At 58.3% G+C, this 15,634-nt stretch carries 8 protein-coding genes and 3 pseudogenes; 5 read left to right on the top strand and 6 right to left on the bottom strand.

The window, feature by feature from the left end; translation table 11 throughout:
- Window positions 1-5 precede the first annotated feature (5 nt).
- The 3 genes and pseudogenes from LOY55_RS31155 to hisD all read right to left on the bottom strand — a co-directional run.
- Window positions 6-554, bottom strand: a pseudogene (locus LOY55_RS31155) (methyl-accepting chemotaxis protein); the annotation flags it as partial.
- Between the two features lie 357 nt (window positions 555-911).
- Window positions 912-1,859 (bottom strand): annotated as a pseudogene (locus tag LOY55_RS31150) (methyl-accepting chemotaxis protein); the annotation flags it as partial.
- 490 nt (window positions 1,860-2,349) lie between these two features.
- Window positions 2,350-3,633, bottom strand: a complete 1,284-nt coding sequence (hisD, locus tag LOY55_RS08890; RefSeq protein ID WP_258667895.1) for a histidinol dehydrogenase — start codon at window positions 3,631-3,633, stop codon at window positions 2,350-2,352.
- 396 nt (window positions 3,634-4,029) lie between these two features.
- Here hisD and LOY55_RS08885 point away from each other — a divergent pair, with 396 nt between their 5' ends.
- Genes LOY55_RS08885 through LOY55_RS08875 form a run of 3 tightly spaced genes read left to right on the top strand, consistent with a single transcriptional unit; the run spans window position 4,030 to window position 8,167 of the window.
- Window positions 4,030-4,755 carry a ThuA domain-containing protein gene (locus LOY55_RS08885; protein WP_258667894.1) on the top strand — a complete coding sequence of 242 codons (726 nt, stop codon included), beginning with the start codon at window positions 4,030-4,032 and terminating at the stop codon, window positions 4,753-4,755.
- Complete coding sequence (locus LOY55_RS08880) at window positions 4,752-6,539, top strand: thiamine pyrophosphate-binding protein (protein WP_258667893.1); 1,788 nt, start codon at window positions 4,752-4,754, stop codon at window positions 6,537-6,539. The genes LOY55_RS08885 and LOY55_RS08880 overlap by 4 nt, the downstream gene beginning before the upstream one ends.
- Window positions 6,540-6,556: 17 nt before the next feature.
- Complete coding sequence (locus LOY55_RS08875; RefSeq protein ID WP_258667891.1) at window positions 6,557-8,167, top strand: GMC oxidoreductase; 1,611 nt, start codon at window positions 6,557-6,559, stop codon at window positions 8,165-8,167.
- Window positions 8,168-8,221: 54 nt separating this feature from the next.
- Here LOY55_RS08875 and LOY55_RS08870 read toward each other — a convergent pair whose 3' ends face one another.
- Window positions 8,222-9,316 carry a LacI family DNA-binding transcriptional regulator gene (locus LOY55_RS08870; protein ID WP_095057955.1) on the bottom strand — a complete coding sequence of 365 codons (1,095 nt, stop codon included), beginning with the start codon at window positions 9,314-9,316 and terminating at the stop codon, window positions 8,222-8,224.
- Between the two features lie 62 nt (window positions 9,317-9,378).
- The gene (locus tag LOY55_RS08865; RefSeq protein WP_258668301.1) at window positions 9,379-10,506 is read right to left on the bottom strand and encodes an MFS transporter; all 1,128 of its coding nucleotides are present in this window, start codon (window positions 10,504-10,506) and stop codon (window positions 9,379-9,381) included.
- 304 nt (window positions 10,507-10,810) lie between these two features.
- On the opposite strand from LOY55_RS08865, the gene LOY55_RS08860 reads away from it, so the two are divergent.
- A complete protein-coding gene (locus LOY55_RS08860) occupies window positions 10,811-12,082 on the top strand; it encodes an MFS transporter (protein ID WP_258667890.1) in 1,272 nt (423 codons plus the stop codon).
- Here the strand turns inward: LOY55_RS08860 and treS are convergent.
- Window positions 12,079-14,145, bottom strand: coding sequence for a maltose alpha-D-glucosyltransferase (treS, locus tag LOY55_RS08855; RefSeq protein WP_258667889.1), 2,067 nt, complete (start codon window positions 14,143-14,145; stop codon window positions 12,079-12,081). The two genes, LOY55_RS08860 and treS, sit on opposite strands and share 4 nt — an antisense overlap.
- Window positions 14,146-14,435: 290 nt before the next feature.
- On the opposite strand from treS, the pseudogene LOY55_RS08850 reads away from it, so the two are divergent.
- Window positions 14,436-15,495, top strand: a pseudogene (locus LOY55_RS08850) (IS1182 family transposase); the annotation flags it as partial.
- Between the last annotated feature and the right edge of the window lie 139 nt (window positions 15,496-15,634).

Genomic DNA, 15,634 nt, shown 5'->3' with positions numbered 1-15,634 from the left:
GCGGGTCAAACCCGGAAGTTGTTCATCAGCACTTGCTGCCGGTTGGCAAAATCGTTCAGGGACAGGCTGATACGCGCCGATTGATCCGCCTGTTCCACCAAGGCCCCCGTCACATCCCTGATAGCCGAAATGTTACGACTCACCTCTTCGGATACGGCACTTTGCTCTTCGGCAGCACTGGCGATTTGCAGGTTCCTATCGGTGATGATGTCGATACTGCGACTGACATGGGTCAATGCATGTACAGCCTCAAGTACTTGCGCTGCGCTGGTGTCGGCCTGGCGGTGCTGGCTCTGCATAGCGTTGACCACTTCGCTCGCCCCGTTCTGCAGGCTTTCGATGACACCCTGAATCTCACTCACGGAGTCCTGGGTACGCTGGGCCAGATGACGAACCTCGTCAGCGACTACAGCAAACCCTCTGCCCGATTCCCCTGCTCTGGCAGCCTCAATCGCAGCATTCAACGCCAGCAAATTGGTCTGCTGGGCAATAGTGCGGATAACATCGAGGACGCTACCGACTTTCTCACTGCTGTGGGCGAGATCGCGTACCCCCGTCATGGCGCCATTCATATGCGTCGCGAGTGACTGGATGGACTGTGCAGCAGTCTCGATGGTGTCTTTGCAGGAGCGGGCCGCGACATTGCCATCGCACGCGGCAGTCGCCGCCATGGAAGCATGTCGGGCCACCTCCTGAGAAGTCGCACTCATCTCGTGAGCGGCGGTCGCCACTTGCTCAACCTCCCGCAGTTGCTGTTGCATACCGCGGCTGGCGCACGTTGCAATCGAAGACGCTTGGTCAGCCGTGGAGCGGGTGTCCAGTACGCTCTGACTGACCTGAGCGATGATCGGCTGCAGCTTATCGAGGAATCGATTGAACCAACCTGCCAGCACGCCAATTTCGTCCCTCCGCTCAACGCTGAGTCGGCGGGTCAGATCGCCTTCGCCATTGGCGATGTTTTCCAGCATTTCCGATACGCGTCGAATAGGCCGGGTGACACTCGCCGCCAATAATCCCATCAGCAACGTACCCGCCAGAGTGACACCAATCCCGGTGGCCATCTGCACGGTGACCGACTTTTGATTTGATTGATCCAGAACCTGCTGCAACGTAGCGACGGAGGCCATCAACGTGGCACGCGGCACTTCAATAACCGTCATCCAGTGGTTGGCGTTCGGTATAGGGGAAAACGGTACAACGAGCATGATGACCGGGTTGTCAGGATCATCAATGGATAGGGTTTCGCCAGTTTTAGATCCCTCAAACATCTTTGCAGCCTGCCCCGGATAGATGTCCCTGATAGATTTTCCCAGCGATGCAGGATCGTCACTGCGCCCCATGATGACGCCGGCGGCACTGACAAAGGTGAGCTTTCCTTGCCCCTCGAACAGGGAAGCACTGCCTTTCTGTGCAATGTTTTGCAGGCTACTCAACGCCAGGTCGATACTGACCACGCCGATGAACTTTCCGCCGTCCATCAGGGGTAACGCAATGCTCGAGGTCAGTGTTGGCGCTCCATTCAACAAGAAGGAATAGGGCTCGATCAAACAGGGCTTGCGCGTTTTCTTCGGGCAATTCCACCACGCTTTTCCCGGGTCACCGTCATCCTGCATTTCCTTTTCTTCAAGGGCGAAGTTCTGCATGGAAGAGACGTACACCGCAAAACGCCCATTGGCATTGCCGGTGAACTCTGCTGCATTGACGCTGTTCGAGTCGGCGCCATCCAACGCATTGGGCTCAAATGAGAGGCCTACGCCGAGTATCTCCGGCGTGGTTGCCACCTGCGCCCGAATCAGGCGATACAGATCGCCTCGCAGTTGCCTGGCAGCCAATCCATTTTGTCGTGCTTGCCGGCGCATCATTACGACCTGGGTAGCCAAGGAACGGGTAAACATCATGCTGCTGAGGAACCGCTGCTCAATCCCATTGGCCTGCAGGTGTCCGGTCGCCCCAAGGTACTGCATCGAGGCCAGTGACAGCGAGTTCGTGCCGGACTCTCTGACCACCGTTGACGTGTCGCGCATCTGCTGAATTGAAAAGCCCACCAAGCAAAACACCATGACAAACAGGCAACTCCCGGCGGCTAGCGTTATTTTTGTTTTAATCGACAAGGTTCCCATCGCATTGCCTCACTAAAATTCAACTAAAAAAAAAGCCCCCCAGTTGGGGAGCCTGAAAACACTTAGCAAGCGGTAAGAGTGACCCGTAGTACCGAGAAACGACCCTTTTTCCCGCTACCCACTTGCCAAGTGTTGCAACTAACCAGTGACCTGGTGAGATCCGTCGGTTCGATGTTGGAGAACGAACGCTCTCACCCAGACAAACGTTGCGCTCTATAAACGGCAGACATCAGACTGGCTGCTTGTAACGCCGAATGCGGATATCCGCCTGTTCCTTGTGCCCGGCAAAGCCTTCCATGCCGCACAGGCGCGAGCAGTACTCGCCCACCAGCACAGAGGCCTCGTCCGTCAAGACACGTTGATAAGTGCAGGTCTTGATAAACTTGCCGACCCACAGGCCGCCGGTGTAACGCGCCGTCCCGGTGGTAGGCAGTGTGTGGTTGGTGCCGATCACCTTGTCGCCGTAGGAAACGTTGGTCCGCTCTCCGAGAAACAGCGCACCGTAGTTGGTCATGTGCTCCAGGAAATACAGCGGGTCACGGGTCATGACCTGGACGTGTTCGGAGGCAATGCGGTCGGCTTCCTGGACCAATTCGTCCACGGTGTCGCACAGGATGATCTCGCCATAGTCACGCCAGGCGACGGAGGCGACCGGCGCGGTCGACAGAATGGCCAGCTGACGCTCGATTTCCGCCGGCAGGGTTTCTGCCAGTTCAGCGCTGTTGGTCAAAAACACCGCTGGCGAGTTGACGCCGTGCTCGGCCTGACCCAGCAAGTCTGCGGCAATGATTTCAACGTCGGAACTGTCATCGGCGATCACCAGTGTTTCGGTCGGGCCGGCAATCAGATCGATGCCGATTTTGCCGAACAGCTGGCGCTTGGCTTCGGCGACAAAGGCGTTGCCCGGGCCGACGATCATATCGACCGGCTTGAAGTCATCTGTGCCCAATGCCAACGCGGCAATGGCCTGAACCCCGCCCACACAATAGATTTCATCGGCACCGGCGAGGTACATGGCCGTCACGATGGCCGGATGTGGCTTGCCGTCGAACGGCGGAGCCGCTGCCACCACACGCTTCACCCCCGCCACCTTGGCGGTCAATACGCTCATGTGTGCCGACGCCAACAACGGATACTTACCGCCGGGGATGTAGCAGCCCACCGAGTTCACCGGAATATTGCGATGCCCCAGGATCACACCCGGGAGTGTTTCGACTTCGACATCGTGCATCGAGGCTTTCTGCACTTCGGCAAACCGACGGACCTGTGCCTGCGCAAATTTGATGTCGCCGATTTCCTGTTCCGACAGACTGGCCACACACGCGGCGATTTCTTCGTCGGTCAAGCGGAAGGTAGCAGGCTCCCACTTATCAAATTTCTTCGAATACTCCCGAACGGCTGCATCACCGTTTTTGGCGACATTGGCAATGATCTGCTCGACCGTATCGCGGACTTGGGAGGCGATTTCTGCTTGGGCTTCGACGGGCTTACTTTTTTTCAGATAACGAATCATCAATTTGCTCCAGGTGGTTCTTGATGCACGCAACATGCACTCAGCCTTGGCAAACATCTTTTCTCACCCCCCTGCTCCCGGCAATTTCGCAGCGGGTTTATTGCTGACGCGATCTGACGCAGCACAGACGCAAAGTTGAAGCACTGTTGACAGCACCGCCGCTCTGGCACGGGCATCTCTATTATTCGTATAACCTTTTCTTATCAAAAGCGCAGCGAACAAAACTGTTCCGTTGTTTGTGGCCATTCACGCCATCTTGACGAATCTCCAGGCCGACTTGGCCATTCAATTAAAAAATGCACTCCAGGCATTGACAGCGCCGTTTTGAGTGATAGCTTAAATAAGCGGTTATACGTATAACCTAACAATCACAACCAACCAAAGAGGTGACTAACCGTGAGTCGAGTCTTGTATCTATACGGTGGCTGGCCCGGCCATTTCCCCTATGAAATCGCCGCTTGGGCCCGGACCGTTTTCCAGGAGCTGGATTTCGACGTTGAAGAGTCCACAGACATCTTCACCTTGGACAGGGATTTGACCGGTTACGACCTGATCGTCATTGGCTGGAACAACGCAGTTACCACTGAAACGCTGACCGCATCTCAGGAAAACCGCCTGCTCGAAGCGATCGAAAGCGGCACCGGCCTGGTGGGTTGGCACGGTGCGGGCGCGGCTTTTCGTGCAAGCCTCAAGTACCACTGGGTACTGGGTGGCTCCTTTCTCGAGCATCCGATGGGCGAAGGCTTTCCCCATCCTTACCAGGTCAACGTGATCGACCACACCCATGAGGTCACTCAAGGCGTCGAGGATTTCGAGGTGCGTTCCGAGCAGTACTACATGCAAGTGGACCCGAACATCCATGTGCTCGCCGAAACCACGTTCGACGGCAATCCGTTCCCCTGGATCAAGGGTCATCGCAGCCCGGTCGCCTGGGTACGCCAGTGGGGTCAGGGACGGGTTTTCTACCACTCCATCGGCCACGACACCAGCAACCTGGCCGACCCGAACATTCGCCGCCTGACCAAGCAGGGCCTGAACTGGGCAACGCGCGGACGCGCTGAAGGTCACGGCAAAACCACCGCATCCACCCCGCTTTCATCAACCCAAGGAGTCCTGTCATGAGCAAATTGACCGGCAGCCAGATCGTGGCACAAACCCTGAAAAACTACGGCGTCGAGTATGTCGCCGGTATTCCCGGCCACGGTATCTGGACACTCACCGACGCCTTTCTCGAAGAAGACTCGAAACTCAAGTTCATCCAGGTCTTCCACGAGCAGAGTGCCGTGCACCTGGCAGACGGTTACTACCGGGTGTGCGGCAAGCCGATGGCGGCTGTCACGTCCATCGGCGCCGGTGCCACCAACACCATCATTGGTCTCGCCACGGCCTTCACCGACTCCACCAGCCTCATGCTGATCACCGGTGGGCCGCCCACCCACATGCGCGGCCACGGTTTGCTGCAAGAACTGGAGCGCTACACCGATAACGATTTCCCGAAAATCGCCGAAGCGGTGACCAAGCGCCATTGGGTCGCAACGCGCGTCGAAGAGCTGCCGTTCATGATGCACCGCGCCTGGAGCGCGATGGTCACCGGCCGTCCTGGCCCGGTGCACATCGAAATTCCGATGGACGTGCAAGCCGAAGCGGCTGAAGTGACGCTGCATGACCTCGAAGAGCGCACCCCGATCGGCAAATCGTTCCCTGACCCGGCGGCCACCGCCCGTGCCGTGCAAGAACTGCAAGCCTGCCAACGCCCGGTGCTCGTGATCGGTGGCGGTGTGATTACCGGTGAAGCGCACGCCGAGATCCTGGCCCTGGCCGAAGCGTGGAAAATCCCGGTGGTCACCACCTGGAACGGCAAAAGCGGTTTCCCCGAGGACCATGAATTGTTCGCCGGCAGCGTCGGACAGACCGGCACGATGTGCGGCAACAAAGTGGCTTCCACCGCCGATGTGATTATCGCCGTGGGTTGCCGCTTCACCGACTGGTCATCGTCCAGCTACGCCAAGGGCGTGACCTTTGCGATTCCGCCGTCGAAGCTGATTCACATCGACATCGACCCGCACGAAATCGGCAAGAACTACCCGGTGACCGTAGGCATTTGCGCCGACGCCAAGTACGCCCTCGCCGCCATCGTCGAAGGCCTAAAGGGTCAGACCGTCGATCGCGAATCGTACCTTAGCGATCTGCGTGGCTATCAGAATGAATGGGAAACCAAGCTGGCCGGTCGTCGTGACTCGGACCGTTTCCCGTTCACTTCTCAACGTCCACTGGGTGCGCTGCGCAAGATTTTCCCGCGGGACACCATAGTAGTGGTCGGCTCCGGCAATACCCAGGGCGCGGTCAAGCAGACCTTCCCGGTCTATACCCCTCGCACTCACCTGACCTCCGGCGGGTTCTCCTCCATGGGCTGGGCCGTACCTGCCGCCATCGGCGCCAAGCTGGCTGCGCCGAACCAGCCGGTGGTGTGCATCCTGGGTGACGGTGACTTCCTGATGACCTCGCAGGAAATTGCGATCTGCGTGACCAATAACATTCCAGTCGTGTTCATGATCCAGAACAATGCCGGGTACATGTCGATTCGCGGTGGCCAGCGCAAGCAGACCAGCCGCCATATCGGTACCGAGTTCAACCATCCGGATGGCACTCCATATAGCCCGGACTTCAAGGCGGTGGGCGAAGCCTTCGGCCTGAAGTCCTACCGTGTGGAGCGCCCGGAAGACCTAGAGCCGATCCTGCAGGAAGCCCTGGATTTGAACGCGCCGGTGCTGATCGAGGTCCCGACCGACCGCGACGCTGCGGGCCCTTGGGTACCGGGTTGGTGGGACTTCCCGATTCCTGAGTACATCACCGATGAGCGCCAGGACGAATACCGGGAACTGCGCAACTCCGAACAACACCTATAAGAACTGGAGCGGCTCAAATGAGTGATGCATTGATTACGCATCATGCAGAGCTGAATCCACAATCGGGGGCGTCGCGCGAACCGCGCGCCCTCGACGTGGTGACACCTGATGCAGATGGCAATATCAATTGTGATGTGGTGATTATCGGCTCGGGCATGGGCGGTTCGACCTTTGCCCATGCGCTGCGCGACAGCGGACTGGACATTGTCATCGTTGAACGCGGTGATTTCCTGCCGCGAGAAATACAGAACTGGAGCACCGAATCGGTTTTCGGCCAAGGCCGTTATCGCAATGCCGAACAATGGCTGGACGAATCCAACCAACCCTTTTCGCCAGGCGTTTTTTATTACGTCGGCGGCAACACCAAATTCTACGGCGCGATGCTGCCACGGTTTCGCGAAGCCGACTTTGCCGAAATCCAGCACGCCGAAGGCCTCTCCCCGGCCTGGCCGATCAGCTATGCGGACCTGGAGCCCTGGTACGACGAGGCGGAAAAACTCTACCGCGTGCATGGCGCAGCAGGCGTAGATCCCAGCGAGCCTTGGCGCTCAGGCCCCTACCCAAGACCTGCGCTCAAACATGACCCTGCCCTGGCCTCCCTGGAGCAGAGCATGCGCCGGTCCGGGCTCAAGCCTTTTGTGATGCCCGCGGCAGTGGACTATGGCAATGGCGGTGACTGCGTACTCTGTTCAACGTGTGATGGGTACCCTTGCCTGCTGGACGCCAAAGCTGACGCAGAGGTCAGCGCGTTGAGACCGGCCTTGCGCAGTGCAACCGTCAGGCTGTTGACCCGTACCACGATCAACCAACTGAAGACAGCGGCAGACGGGCGGACGGTCACTGAGGCCCACGGCCTGATCGAGGGTCGTGCAGTGACGCTGCGTGCCAAGCGCTTCGTATTGGCCTGCGGAGCCGTGAACAGCGCTGCGCTGCTGCTCAAGTCGGCAAACGAACAGCACCCCGAAGGCCTGGGCAACAGCTCAGGGCAAGTGGGTCGCAATTACATGGTGCACAACAGCACCTTCATGCTGGCGGTAGACCCTCGACGCAAGAACAAGGTGGTATTCCAGAAGACCCTGGCCCTCAACGACTGGTACAGCGCCGGTGCGAACAACGCGTTTCCTCTGGGTAACGTGCAGATGCTGGGGAAAATTCGCGAACCCATGATCAGCTCCATGCGTCCGTGGCTGCCGAAGTTCGCCTCGCGATACATCACCGATCACAGCGTCGACCTGTACCTGACGTCGGAAGACCTGCCCACCCAGGAAAACCGGATCACGTATGACGCGCAACGGGGTGCGATCAAGGTCCATTGGACACCCAACAACCTCAAAGCCCATGAAGGCCTGGTGAACAAGACCAGCCGTGTCATGCGGGCCGCGGGCTATCCGCTGATCCTCAAGGCGCGCATGGGCATTGCCACCAACTCGCATCAATGCGGTACGGCGGTCATGGGCAAGGACCCGGCGTCGAGCGTGCTGGACCTCAACTGCAAGATGCACGACCTGGACAATGTCTGGGTGGTCGACAGTTCGTTCTTCCCGTCCTCGGCCGCGGTCAATCCGGCACTCACCATCGCTGCCAACGCCCTGCGGGTCGCGGCGAACTTCAAACACGAAGTGTCCTGAGCGGCAAGCGCTGCGGTGTAGTGATTACACCGCAGCCTGATGCCATGAGCGCGGTTAAACGCCCGGCACCTTCTGGGTTGAACCACGCACGATCAGTTTGGTGGCGAAAATCTTCTGCTCAGGCTCAAGCCGGGTGTCGGCCGGTGCATTGAGTTGCTCGGTCAAAAGCCTCGCGGCGTAGACGCCCTTCTCCACCATGGGTTGACCAATAGTAGTCAGGCCCAATTGCACCGCTTCGGGAATGTCGTCGAAACCGATCACCGACAGGTCTTGCGGAACCTTGCGATTGAGCGCGTGAGCCGTTTTCATGCAAGCGATCGCCATCACATCGGAACAGGCAACCACCGCCGTGACGTCGCTGGACGTCAGCAGGGTAAACGCGGCCGCTTGCCCGGACGTCGAATCCAGTCCACCAGCTTCGATAATGCTCAGGTCCTCGAATGCCAGGCCAGCCGCATTCGCCGCCTCGACGTAGCCGGTCAGCCGCTCCCTGACAATGCGCTCACTGGCATGCTTGAAACGCTGCGGATCGATCGGACCGCGATAACCGTCAGGGTTCAGACGGTCAATGATGATCCCTATTTTGCGATGCCCCAGATCCAGCAAGTGCTGCACCTGCGTGCGGGCGGCCCCCCGGTCATCGATCCCGACAAAAAAAGCACCTTCCACCAGCGGCGAATCGATCACCACAAACGGAATGTTCTGTTTCACCACCGCCAGTACCGCAGGGTGGTCATCGGGCAGGGTCGAGATGATCAAGCCATCAACCAACCCTCGCAGCGCCAGGCTGCCGTGATTGGCTGCCGGTGTCCGACCGACCAACCGGTTGTTGTTGAGAGGGAACAACGTCAGCGCAACGTTCTCCAGTTCGCCCACCTCGCTGATCCCGCGCAGCAAGGCAACGGTGCAAGGGTCGGCGAACGCCAGGGACAACTTGTCCATCATCATCAACCCGATCGCCCCGATCTTGCCCGAGCGAAGGCTCCGGCCAAGCACATTGGGTCCCGGGTAGCCCAGCGACGCGGCTACGGCAAGGATATGCTCACGTTGGGCCTCGGACAGCTTGGATGGGCGATTGTAAGCGTAAGACACCGCAGGCTGAGACACCCCCGCCGCCAGTGCTACATCTTTCATTGAAACGGATGCCATCGCTTGCTTCCCAACCTTTGTGAAAACCCCGTGCGAGGTCAGTGATAAAAAACGCCACGCGCTCAGTGTAACTGTTGAGGCGAAAACTTCGGAACCAGCCGAGTGGCAGTGACAATGACCGCGATCATTAGCGCGGCAACCACGAGCAGCGCCAGGGGCAGGCTGCTGGCATGGGCGACAAACCCGATGGCGGCCGGGCCCATTAAAATCCCTAGGTAACCCAGGCTGGTGGCAGCGGCAATGGCCAGTTCGCCAGGCATGGTCTTTTGCGCACCTGCCAGCGACAAATAAACCGGAGCGATGTTGGCCAGACCGGCGCCAATCACCGCAAACCCAACCAGGTTCAACAGCCAGTCATTGGCCAACACGACCATCGCGAATCCCAACATGACCACGAGTCCACCGCCGATCAACACCACCCGTGCCCCCAGCTTCAGCAGTATCCGGTCACCGTTCAATCGCCCCAGCGCCATCATCACCGCAAACACGGCGTACCCCAGGCCGGCAAGGGAATGCTGGACACCTCGTTCGTCAGCCAGGAACACCGCGCTCCAGTCGAGAATCGCCCCTTCGGCCAGGAAGGCGAACAGACACAGCATGCCCAGCAGTAAAACCTTTCGGGTAGGCCGGACAAAAATCGGGCTGCCTTCGTCACCGCTGCGCCCCAACAACTGGCGGCCATGGGTCAGGACGAAGGCGACCAGGATTGCCATGACCGCACTGCTGGCCATCAACGGCGTGGCGCCCAGCCATAACAACGCGGTAATACCTGCCGCACTGATAATCGCGCCGAGGCTGAACAGGCCATGGAAACCGGACATGAGTGAACGTCCCGTCGCGCGCTCGACCATCACGCCCTGAACGTTCATGGTCACGTCGACCGACCCGCACCCTGCCCCAAATACCACCAAGGCGAACATCAAACCGATAAAGGAATGAGTCGTCGCCAACAAAGGCAAGGTCAGCAGTACCAGCGCAATGCCCACGTGCATCGTAAAACGACAGCCCCGGCGCGCGTTGAGAATGCCGGCCAGTGGCATCATCACCAATGAGCCCAAGCCCAGGCACAGCAACAGCAGCCCCAGGGCCGCGTCGTCAACCCCGGCCCGGGTGCGTGCATAGGGCACTAGGGGCGCCCAGGCACCCATACACAGCCCTGACAACAGGAACGTCGATCGATAGGCCAACATATGAGGCGTGGTGCACGGCAGTAGCAATTCTTGAGACGACACGAAAACCCCTGCGCTCGGATCAATGCAAGTTATACGTATAACTCAAATTACCCTGTTCGACCACAGGCCACGTTAAAAACTGATCGCCTTGCCGAGCATATCTGCATGCCATATGTCACCTGAATGGCAATCGCCTCCCAGAAACAGTTGACATCAATGCCGTCACCGATATTATTTTTGAACGGGTTATACGTATAACTCTTGTGTGACTCAGCTTTTGCATGAACACCCCCACAAAAACAACAGGGACAAATGCAGCGTGATGAATAACGTTCAAAAAACACCGATCCCCACACGCATCCGCAAGGCGCGTATCGCGACCTTCCTCGGCTTCATGATGATCGGCGCAATGATGTACATCTGGTCGACCGGGGTGAGTGTCTTCAGGACACAACTGGGTTTCACCGGCGAGCTGGGTGATGCGAACTTCGGCCTGATCGCGCTCGGGGTCGGCGTCGGCTCAGCGGCGGGAGCCCTGCTGGTCGGCCGTCTGCTGGACAGCTTCGGTGCAAAACCGGTGATCACCGTCTGCGCCCTTGCCTATCCGCTATCCATCATTCCGTTGGGTTTCGTCAGCGGTTTCTGGTTTGCAATGAGTTTTGGCGTGGTGCTGGGTTTGCTGCGCGGCGCGCTGGATACCGCGTTGAATGCCCATGGTGTGCAAGTCGAGCGGTTTTATCGGCGCTCGATCATGTCCGGCTTCCACGCGTTCTATTCGCTGGGTGGTTTTCTGCTCGGGATGGCCTGCAGTTGGCTGACGGGTTTCTACACCGACAGCGTCAAAGTGCCGTTTACCGTGCTGGGCATTGCCATGCTGATCGTCGGCTGTGTGTTCAGCCGCTGGCTGCTGGGCAAGCATGACGTTCCCGACGCGGCTTCAGGCGACTGGCAAACAGACGCTCAGTCCGCGGATGAAATCGGCAAGCCTCCATCGACCAAAACGCTGCTGGTGATGATTGCACTTGGTGCACTGTTGTTGGGCAGCATGATGGGGGAAAACGCGATTGCCGACTGGGGCCAGGAATACATTCGCCGCGAGTTCTCGACCTCGACGTCCACCGCCGGCATGGCAGTGTCGATATTCGTCGGTGCGGCGTTCATCGGGCGTCTGTTCGGCGACCGGCTGGCGGCGGCCTTTGGTAACGCTCAAGTGGTGTTCGCCTGCGGCACAGTCTGTGTGCTGGGCATGACCCTCACCATCGTCGGCGGCACGGTCGTTACCGGAATTCTCGGCTTTGCGTTGTTCGGCCTTGGACTTTCCTGCATCGCGCCGCTGATGATTTCCGCTGCCGGACGCCGGGACCCGCGACATGCCGGTCGCAACATCGGCATCGTCAATTGCATCGGCTTCTCCGGCATGCTCGTGGGACCCGCCGCCATCACCGTGATCGTCAGCCAGTTCGGCCTGGAGTCACTGATGTTTTTCCCGTTGATCATGCTTGGCCTGCTCGCAACATTTGGCCCGCTGCTGATGAGAGCGCCAAAAACCGCGAAGGGCGTCAAACAGACCGCCGTAAGCAACACCCGCGCCTAGATCATCGGCGAACTGCTGACGATACGCAGAGCCAGGCCTTCATAGGCATCGAGGGTGATGGTGAATTCGCCCTCGGGCGTGAGGTCGCCCTCGACCCGCTCATTGATGATGTCGACCACCGGCCCCGGTGCAATGTTGGGCAAGTGCAGGGTTTCGGTGATCGGTGTCGCGCCAAAGTTCAGCGCGGTGATTTGTGTGCCTTTGCCCGCCGGCAATTCGTGGACCATGATCAATAGCCCTGGGTGCTGGACATCCGGAACCAGGATCTGCCGACTGGCGGCAATATCGTAGGCTCGGCGAGCCGCCAGGATTCGCTTCAGTTGCGAGGCAAACGAATCCGGGTCTTTCAATTGCGTGGGCAGGCTGTCGTACAGGGTTTTCGGACGGGGCATCAGGCCCGCTGACAACAATGCATCCGGGTTCAAGTCCACCAGATCGTAGGCGCCACGGTGAATCCAGCGGGTATCGCCATCGCTCATCAGGTGTTCGACCTGGTCCGCCGGCAGCGGCAGTGCACCCACGAGGTCCCATCCCGATAACGCGAACACACCGGGTTGCATCGCGTTGTACATCACCAGCAGCAAATGAATCTGGCGGATCTGTTGGATATCGGCAGCAGTAATTGCATCGAGATCGCGAATCCCGAGCGCGGCCGTGATGATGCTGGCGGTGGTACACGACACGCCGTTGGTGACGAACTTCAGGTTGTAGGGCGCGTGTTCTCCGGCCAGGCGTTCATACATCTGCTCGCGGATGTGTTCGCGCAAGATGTTGCCGGGGAATGTCTGGCCCTGGAACAAAAAGGTGTCGTGGGCATGCAGTGTCCAGAAATGCACCAACTCCAGCGTCAGCTCGTCATGATTCTGCAAGGCATGGATCAGCGAGCCGGGGTCGATACCTAGCGAACGCATCTGGCGCAGCATCAGTCGCAAAAATTCCGTATCCCCCATCAGCAACGCGTGCTGGTAGGCCGGCCGGGTGATGAAATCGTACGAGAGATCAGCACCACCGTGGGACATCGCGGCGATATCGTCAACGGTCAGGTTTAGTTCCTGAAAACTGAAGCCGCCGGCCTTGCGAATCGCCCCGCCCAGCAACTGGTTACCGGTGATGGACAGAGGATGGCTTTCCGACCAGGCCGTGCCATCGAGCTTGCGTTCCACACCGAGAAATCCGTTGGCATCGAGACGCAGGATTTTCGCCCCCATGACGTCTATGGCGTGCAGCGCGTCGCCGATGATCATCTGTTGCGCGGCAAAGGTTGGGTCCAGCCAGTTCAACGAGGGCTGGCCTTCCTTGAAGTAATGCAAGTACACCCAGCGCCGTGGCTTGCCATCGACGCCCAATATGATCGGCGTCGCACTCCAGTCGGTTTCCTTCACACCCGGTTCGAAGAAAATCACCCGCTGCAACTGGCCGACGATGTAATGCTTGTCTCGCAGCGCATCAACCTGCTGCGGGTTGAGGTTCTGCGCGTCGCGCCCTTTTGCAACGTCAGGGAGCAGCGGCCAGTCTTCATCGCGGATTTCCACCATGTGATAGAGCCCCGGATAATCTTCATAGGCCATCTCGGCCAGACGGAAATCCGCGCCCTTTCCGGTATGAGACGGGATGACATCATCGATGATGACGGCGTTGTGCGCGGCGGCCATGCGGGTCAACGCCTGAAGCTGCGCCTCCGTGCCCAGTTGCGGGTCGATGTCGAAACTGATGCGGTCAAAATTTCCATCGATGGTCGGCGTGTGCTCCGTCCCCCTCAGACCCCCGGACTTTTTCAGCGGCCCATTGTGGATGCCCTGGATGCCGATCCTCGACAGCGCATGCCACAAGGTTTCATCGCCCAAGGCCTCAAGTACGGTGCCGTTTTCCCGGGTAACAATGGAAGACGGATAGGCAGTAAACCAAACCGAAGCCAGGGCCGAAGCGTCGCGAGGTCGGGTATGGGCATAGGGCTGTTGCCACAAGCGTCCTTGTCCCGAATAAAGTAGGGTCCGTTGCCTTGCGGCATGTAGCATGGATTGTTCGACCAACCACGCCACATGGTTATTTTCAGCAGTCGTCATGAAATCCATTGCCTCTAGTTGGGGGGGAGCCTGCAACCGACCCTTGCATCCATTACCAGCAACAATGGCTCGGTTCGTTTATGTATGAGGCCCGGGCGTGGAATTCGTTGCATTGACCTTGGAGAACACTCCTCGCCCCATTAGACAAGATAAAAAATCAGGTGTTGGACATTGCCTACCTGGAGCTTTATTCAATCTTTCCGGACAGGCAACAAACGGCCCAGAGTGTGTAAAAACGCCTTCGCGAACTCTTGCTATGATTTCTGAGGATTTCATGGCAGGGATCGCCCATGAAGCGTTTTATCCAAGGTGAACATCGAGGCCAAGGCACCTTACTTCCCGAGAGTCTCGACGACTACATCAGCGATACCAACCCGGTGCGCGTAGTCGACGTCTTTGTCGATGAACTCGACCTGGTCTCCTTGGTTTTTGACGGTGCTATCCCAGCCGACACAGGCCGGCCTGCTTACCACCCAGCGATCCCGCTTAAGATTTACATTTACGGCTACCTCAACCGCATCCAGTCGAGCCGACGTTTGGAGCGAGAAGCCCAACGCAACGTCGAGCTGATGTGGCTGACCGGGCGGTTGATGCCAGATTTCAAGACCATCGCCAACTTCCGAAAAGACAACAGCAAGGCCATCCGAGGCGGATGTCGCCAGTTCGTCGTGCTGTGTCAACAGTTGGGACTATTCGGAGAAAATCTGGTTGCCATCGACGGCAGTAAGTTCAAGGCAGTCAACAATCGCGACCGCAATTTCACCAGCGCCAAACTGAAGCGGCGAATGGAAGAAATCGAATCGAGTATCAACCGTTACCTGACGGCACTCGATGCAGCCGATCGGCAAGAACCCACAGCTTCAGAGCCCAGTGCCATGCGGCTGGCAGTGAAAATCGCCAAGCTCAAAACTCAAAACTCAAAACTCAAAACTCAAAACTCAAAACTCAAAACTCAAAACTCAAAACTCAAATGAAGGAGCTTCAGGCGATCGAAATCCAGCTCAATGAATCGCCGGATAAACAGGTCTCACTGACCGATCCAGACGCCCGCTCCATGATGACGCGCGGTTCGGGAATCGTCGGCTACAGCGTGCAGACAGCGGTCGATACGCAGCACCATTTGATTGTTGCACATGAGGTTTCCAACATCGGTTACGACCGCGATCAACTCAGCTCAATGGCCAAGCAGGCCCGCGAGGCGATGGCGTCAGAAACGTTGTCGGTAGTGGCTGACCGAGGTTACTTCAAAAGCGAACAAACCTGGCTTGTCCCGGCATCACCGCCTACGTGCCCAAGCCGATGACCTCTCGAGCTAAGGCTGACGGGCGTTTCAATAACGATGCGTTCATCAGTGGAAGTAGTGTCAAACCACCCAGGTTTTAATGTTCCTACCGTTGATTCCCAACGTAGTGAGATGGGGGAAAGGTCGTGGCTTACACGATTGCAGCGCAACCCAAGGCGGCTGCAGCCCTAGGTGTTTCGCTACGAA

The sequence above is a fragment of the Pseudomonas sp. B21-040 genome (assembly GCF_024748695.1).
In the GTDB taxonomy this organism is placed as follows: Bacteria; Pseudomonadota; Gammaproteobacteria; order Pseudomonadales; family Pseudomonadaceae; genus Aquipseudomonas.
Note: the sequence above shows the minus strand (reverse complement) of the source record. Positions and strands in the feature narration are given on the sequence as shown.

Excerpts from the sequence above, each read along its gene's own strand:
- hisD (WP_258667895.1), bottom strand. The coding sequence starts at position 3,633 with ATGATTCGTTATCTGAAAAAAAGTAAGCCCGTCGAAGCCCAAGCAGAA.
- LOY55_RS08880 (WP_258667893.1), top strand. The coding sequence starts at position 4,752 with ATGAGCAAATTGACCGGCAGCCAGATCGTGGCACAAACCCTGAAAAAC.
- LOY55_RS08875 (WP_258667891.1), top strand. The coding sequence starts at position 6,557 with ATGAGTGATGCATTGATTACGCATCATGCAGAGCTGAATCCACAATCG.
- LOY55_RS08870 (WP_095057955.1), bottom strand. The coding sequence starts at position 9,316 with ATGGCATCCGTTTCAATGAAAGATGTAGCACTGGCGGCGGGGGTGTCT.
- LOY55_RS08865 (WP_258668301.1), bottom strand. The coding sequence starts at position 10,506 with ATGTTGGCCTATCGATCGACGTTCCTGTTGTCAGGGCTGTGTATGGGT.
- LOY55_RS08860 (WP_258667890.1), top strand. The coding sequence starts at position 10,811 with ATGAATAACGTTCAAAAAACACCGATCCCCACACGCATCCGCAAGGCG.
- treS (WP_258667889.1), bottom strand. The coding sequence starts at position 14,145 with ATGACGACTGCTGAAAATAACCATGTGGCGTGGTTGGTCGAACAATCC.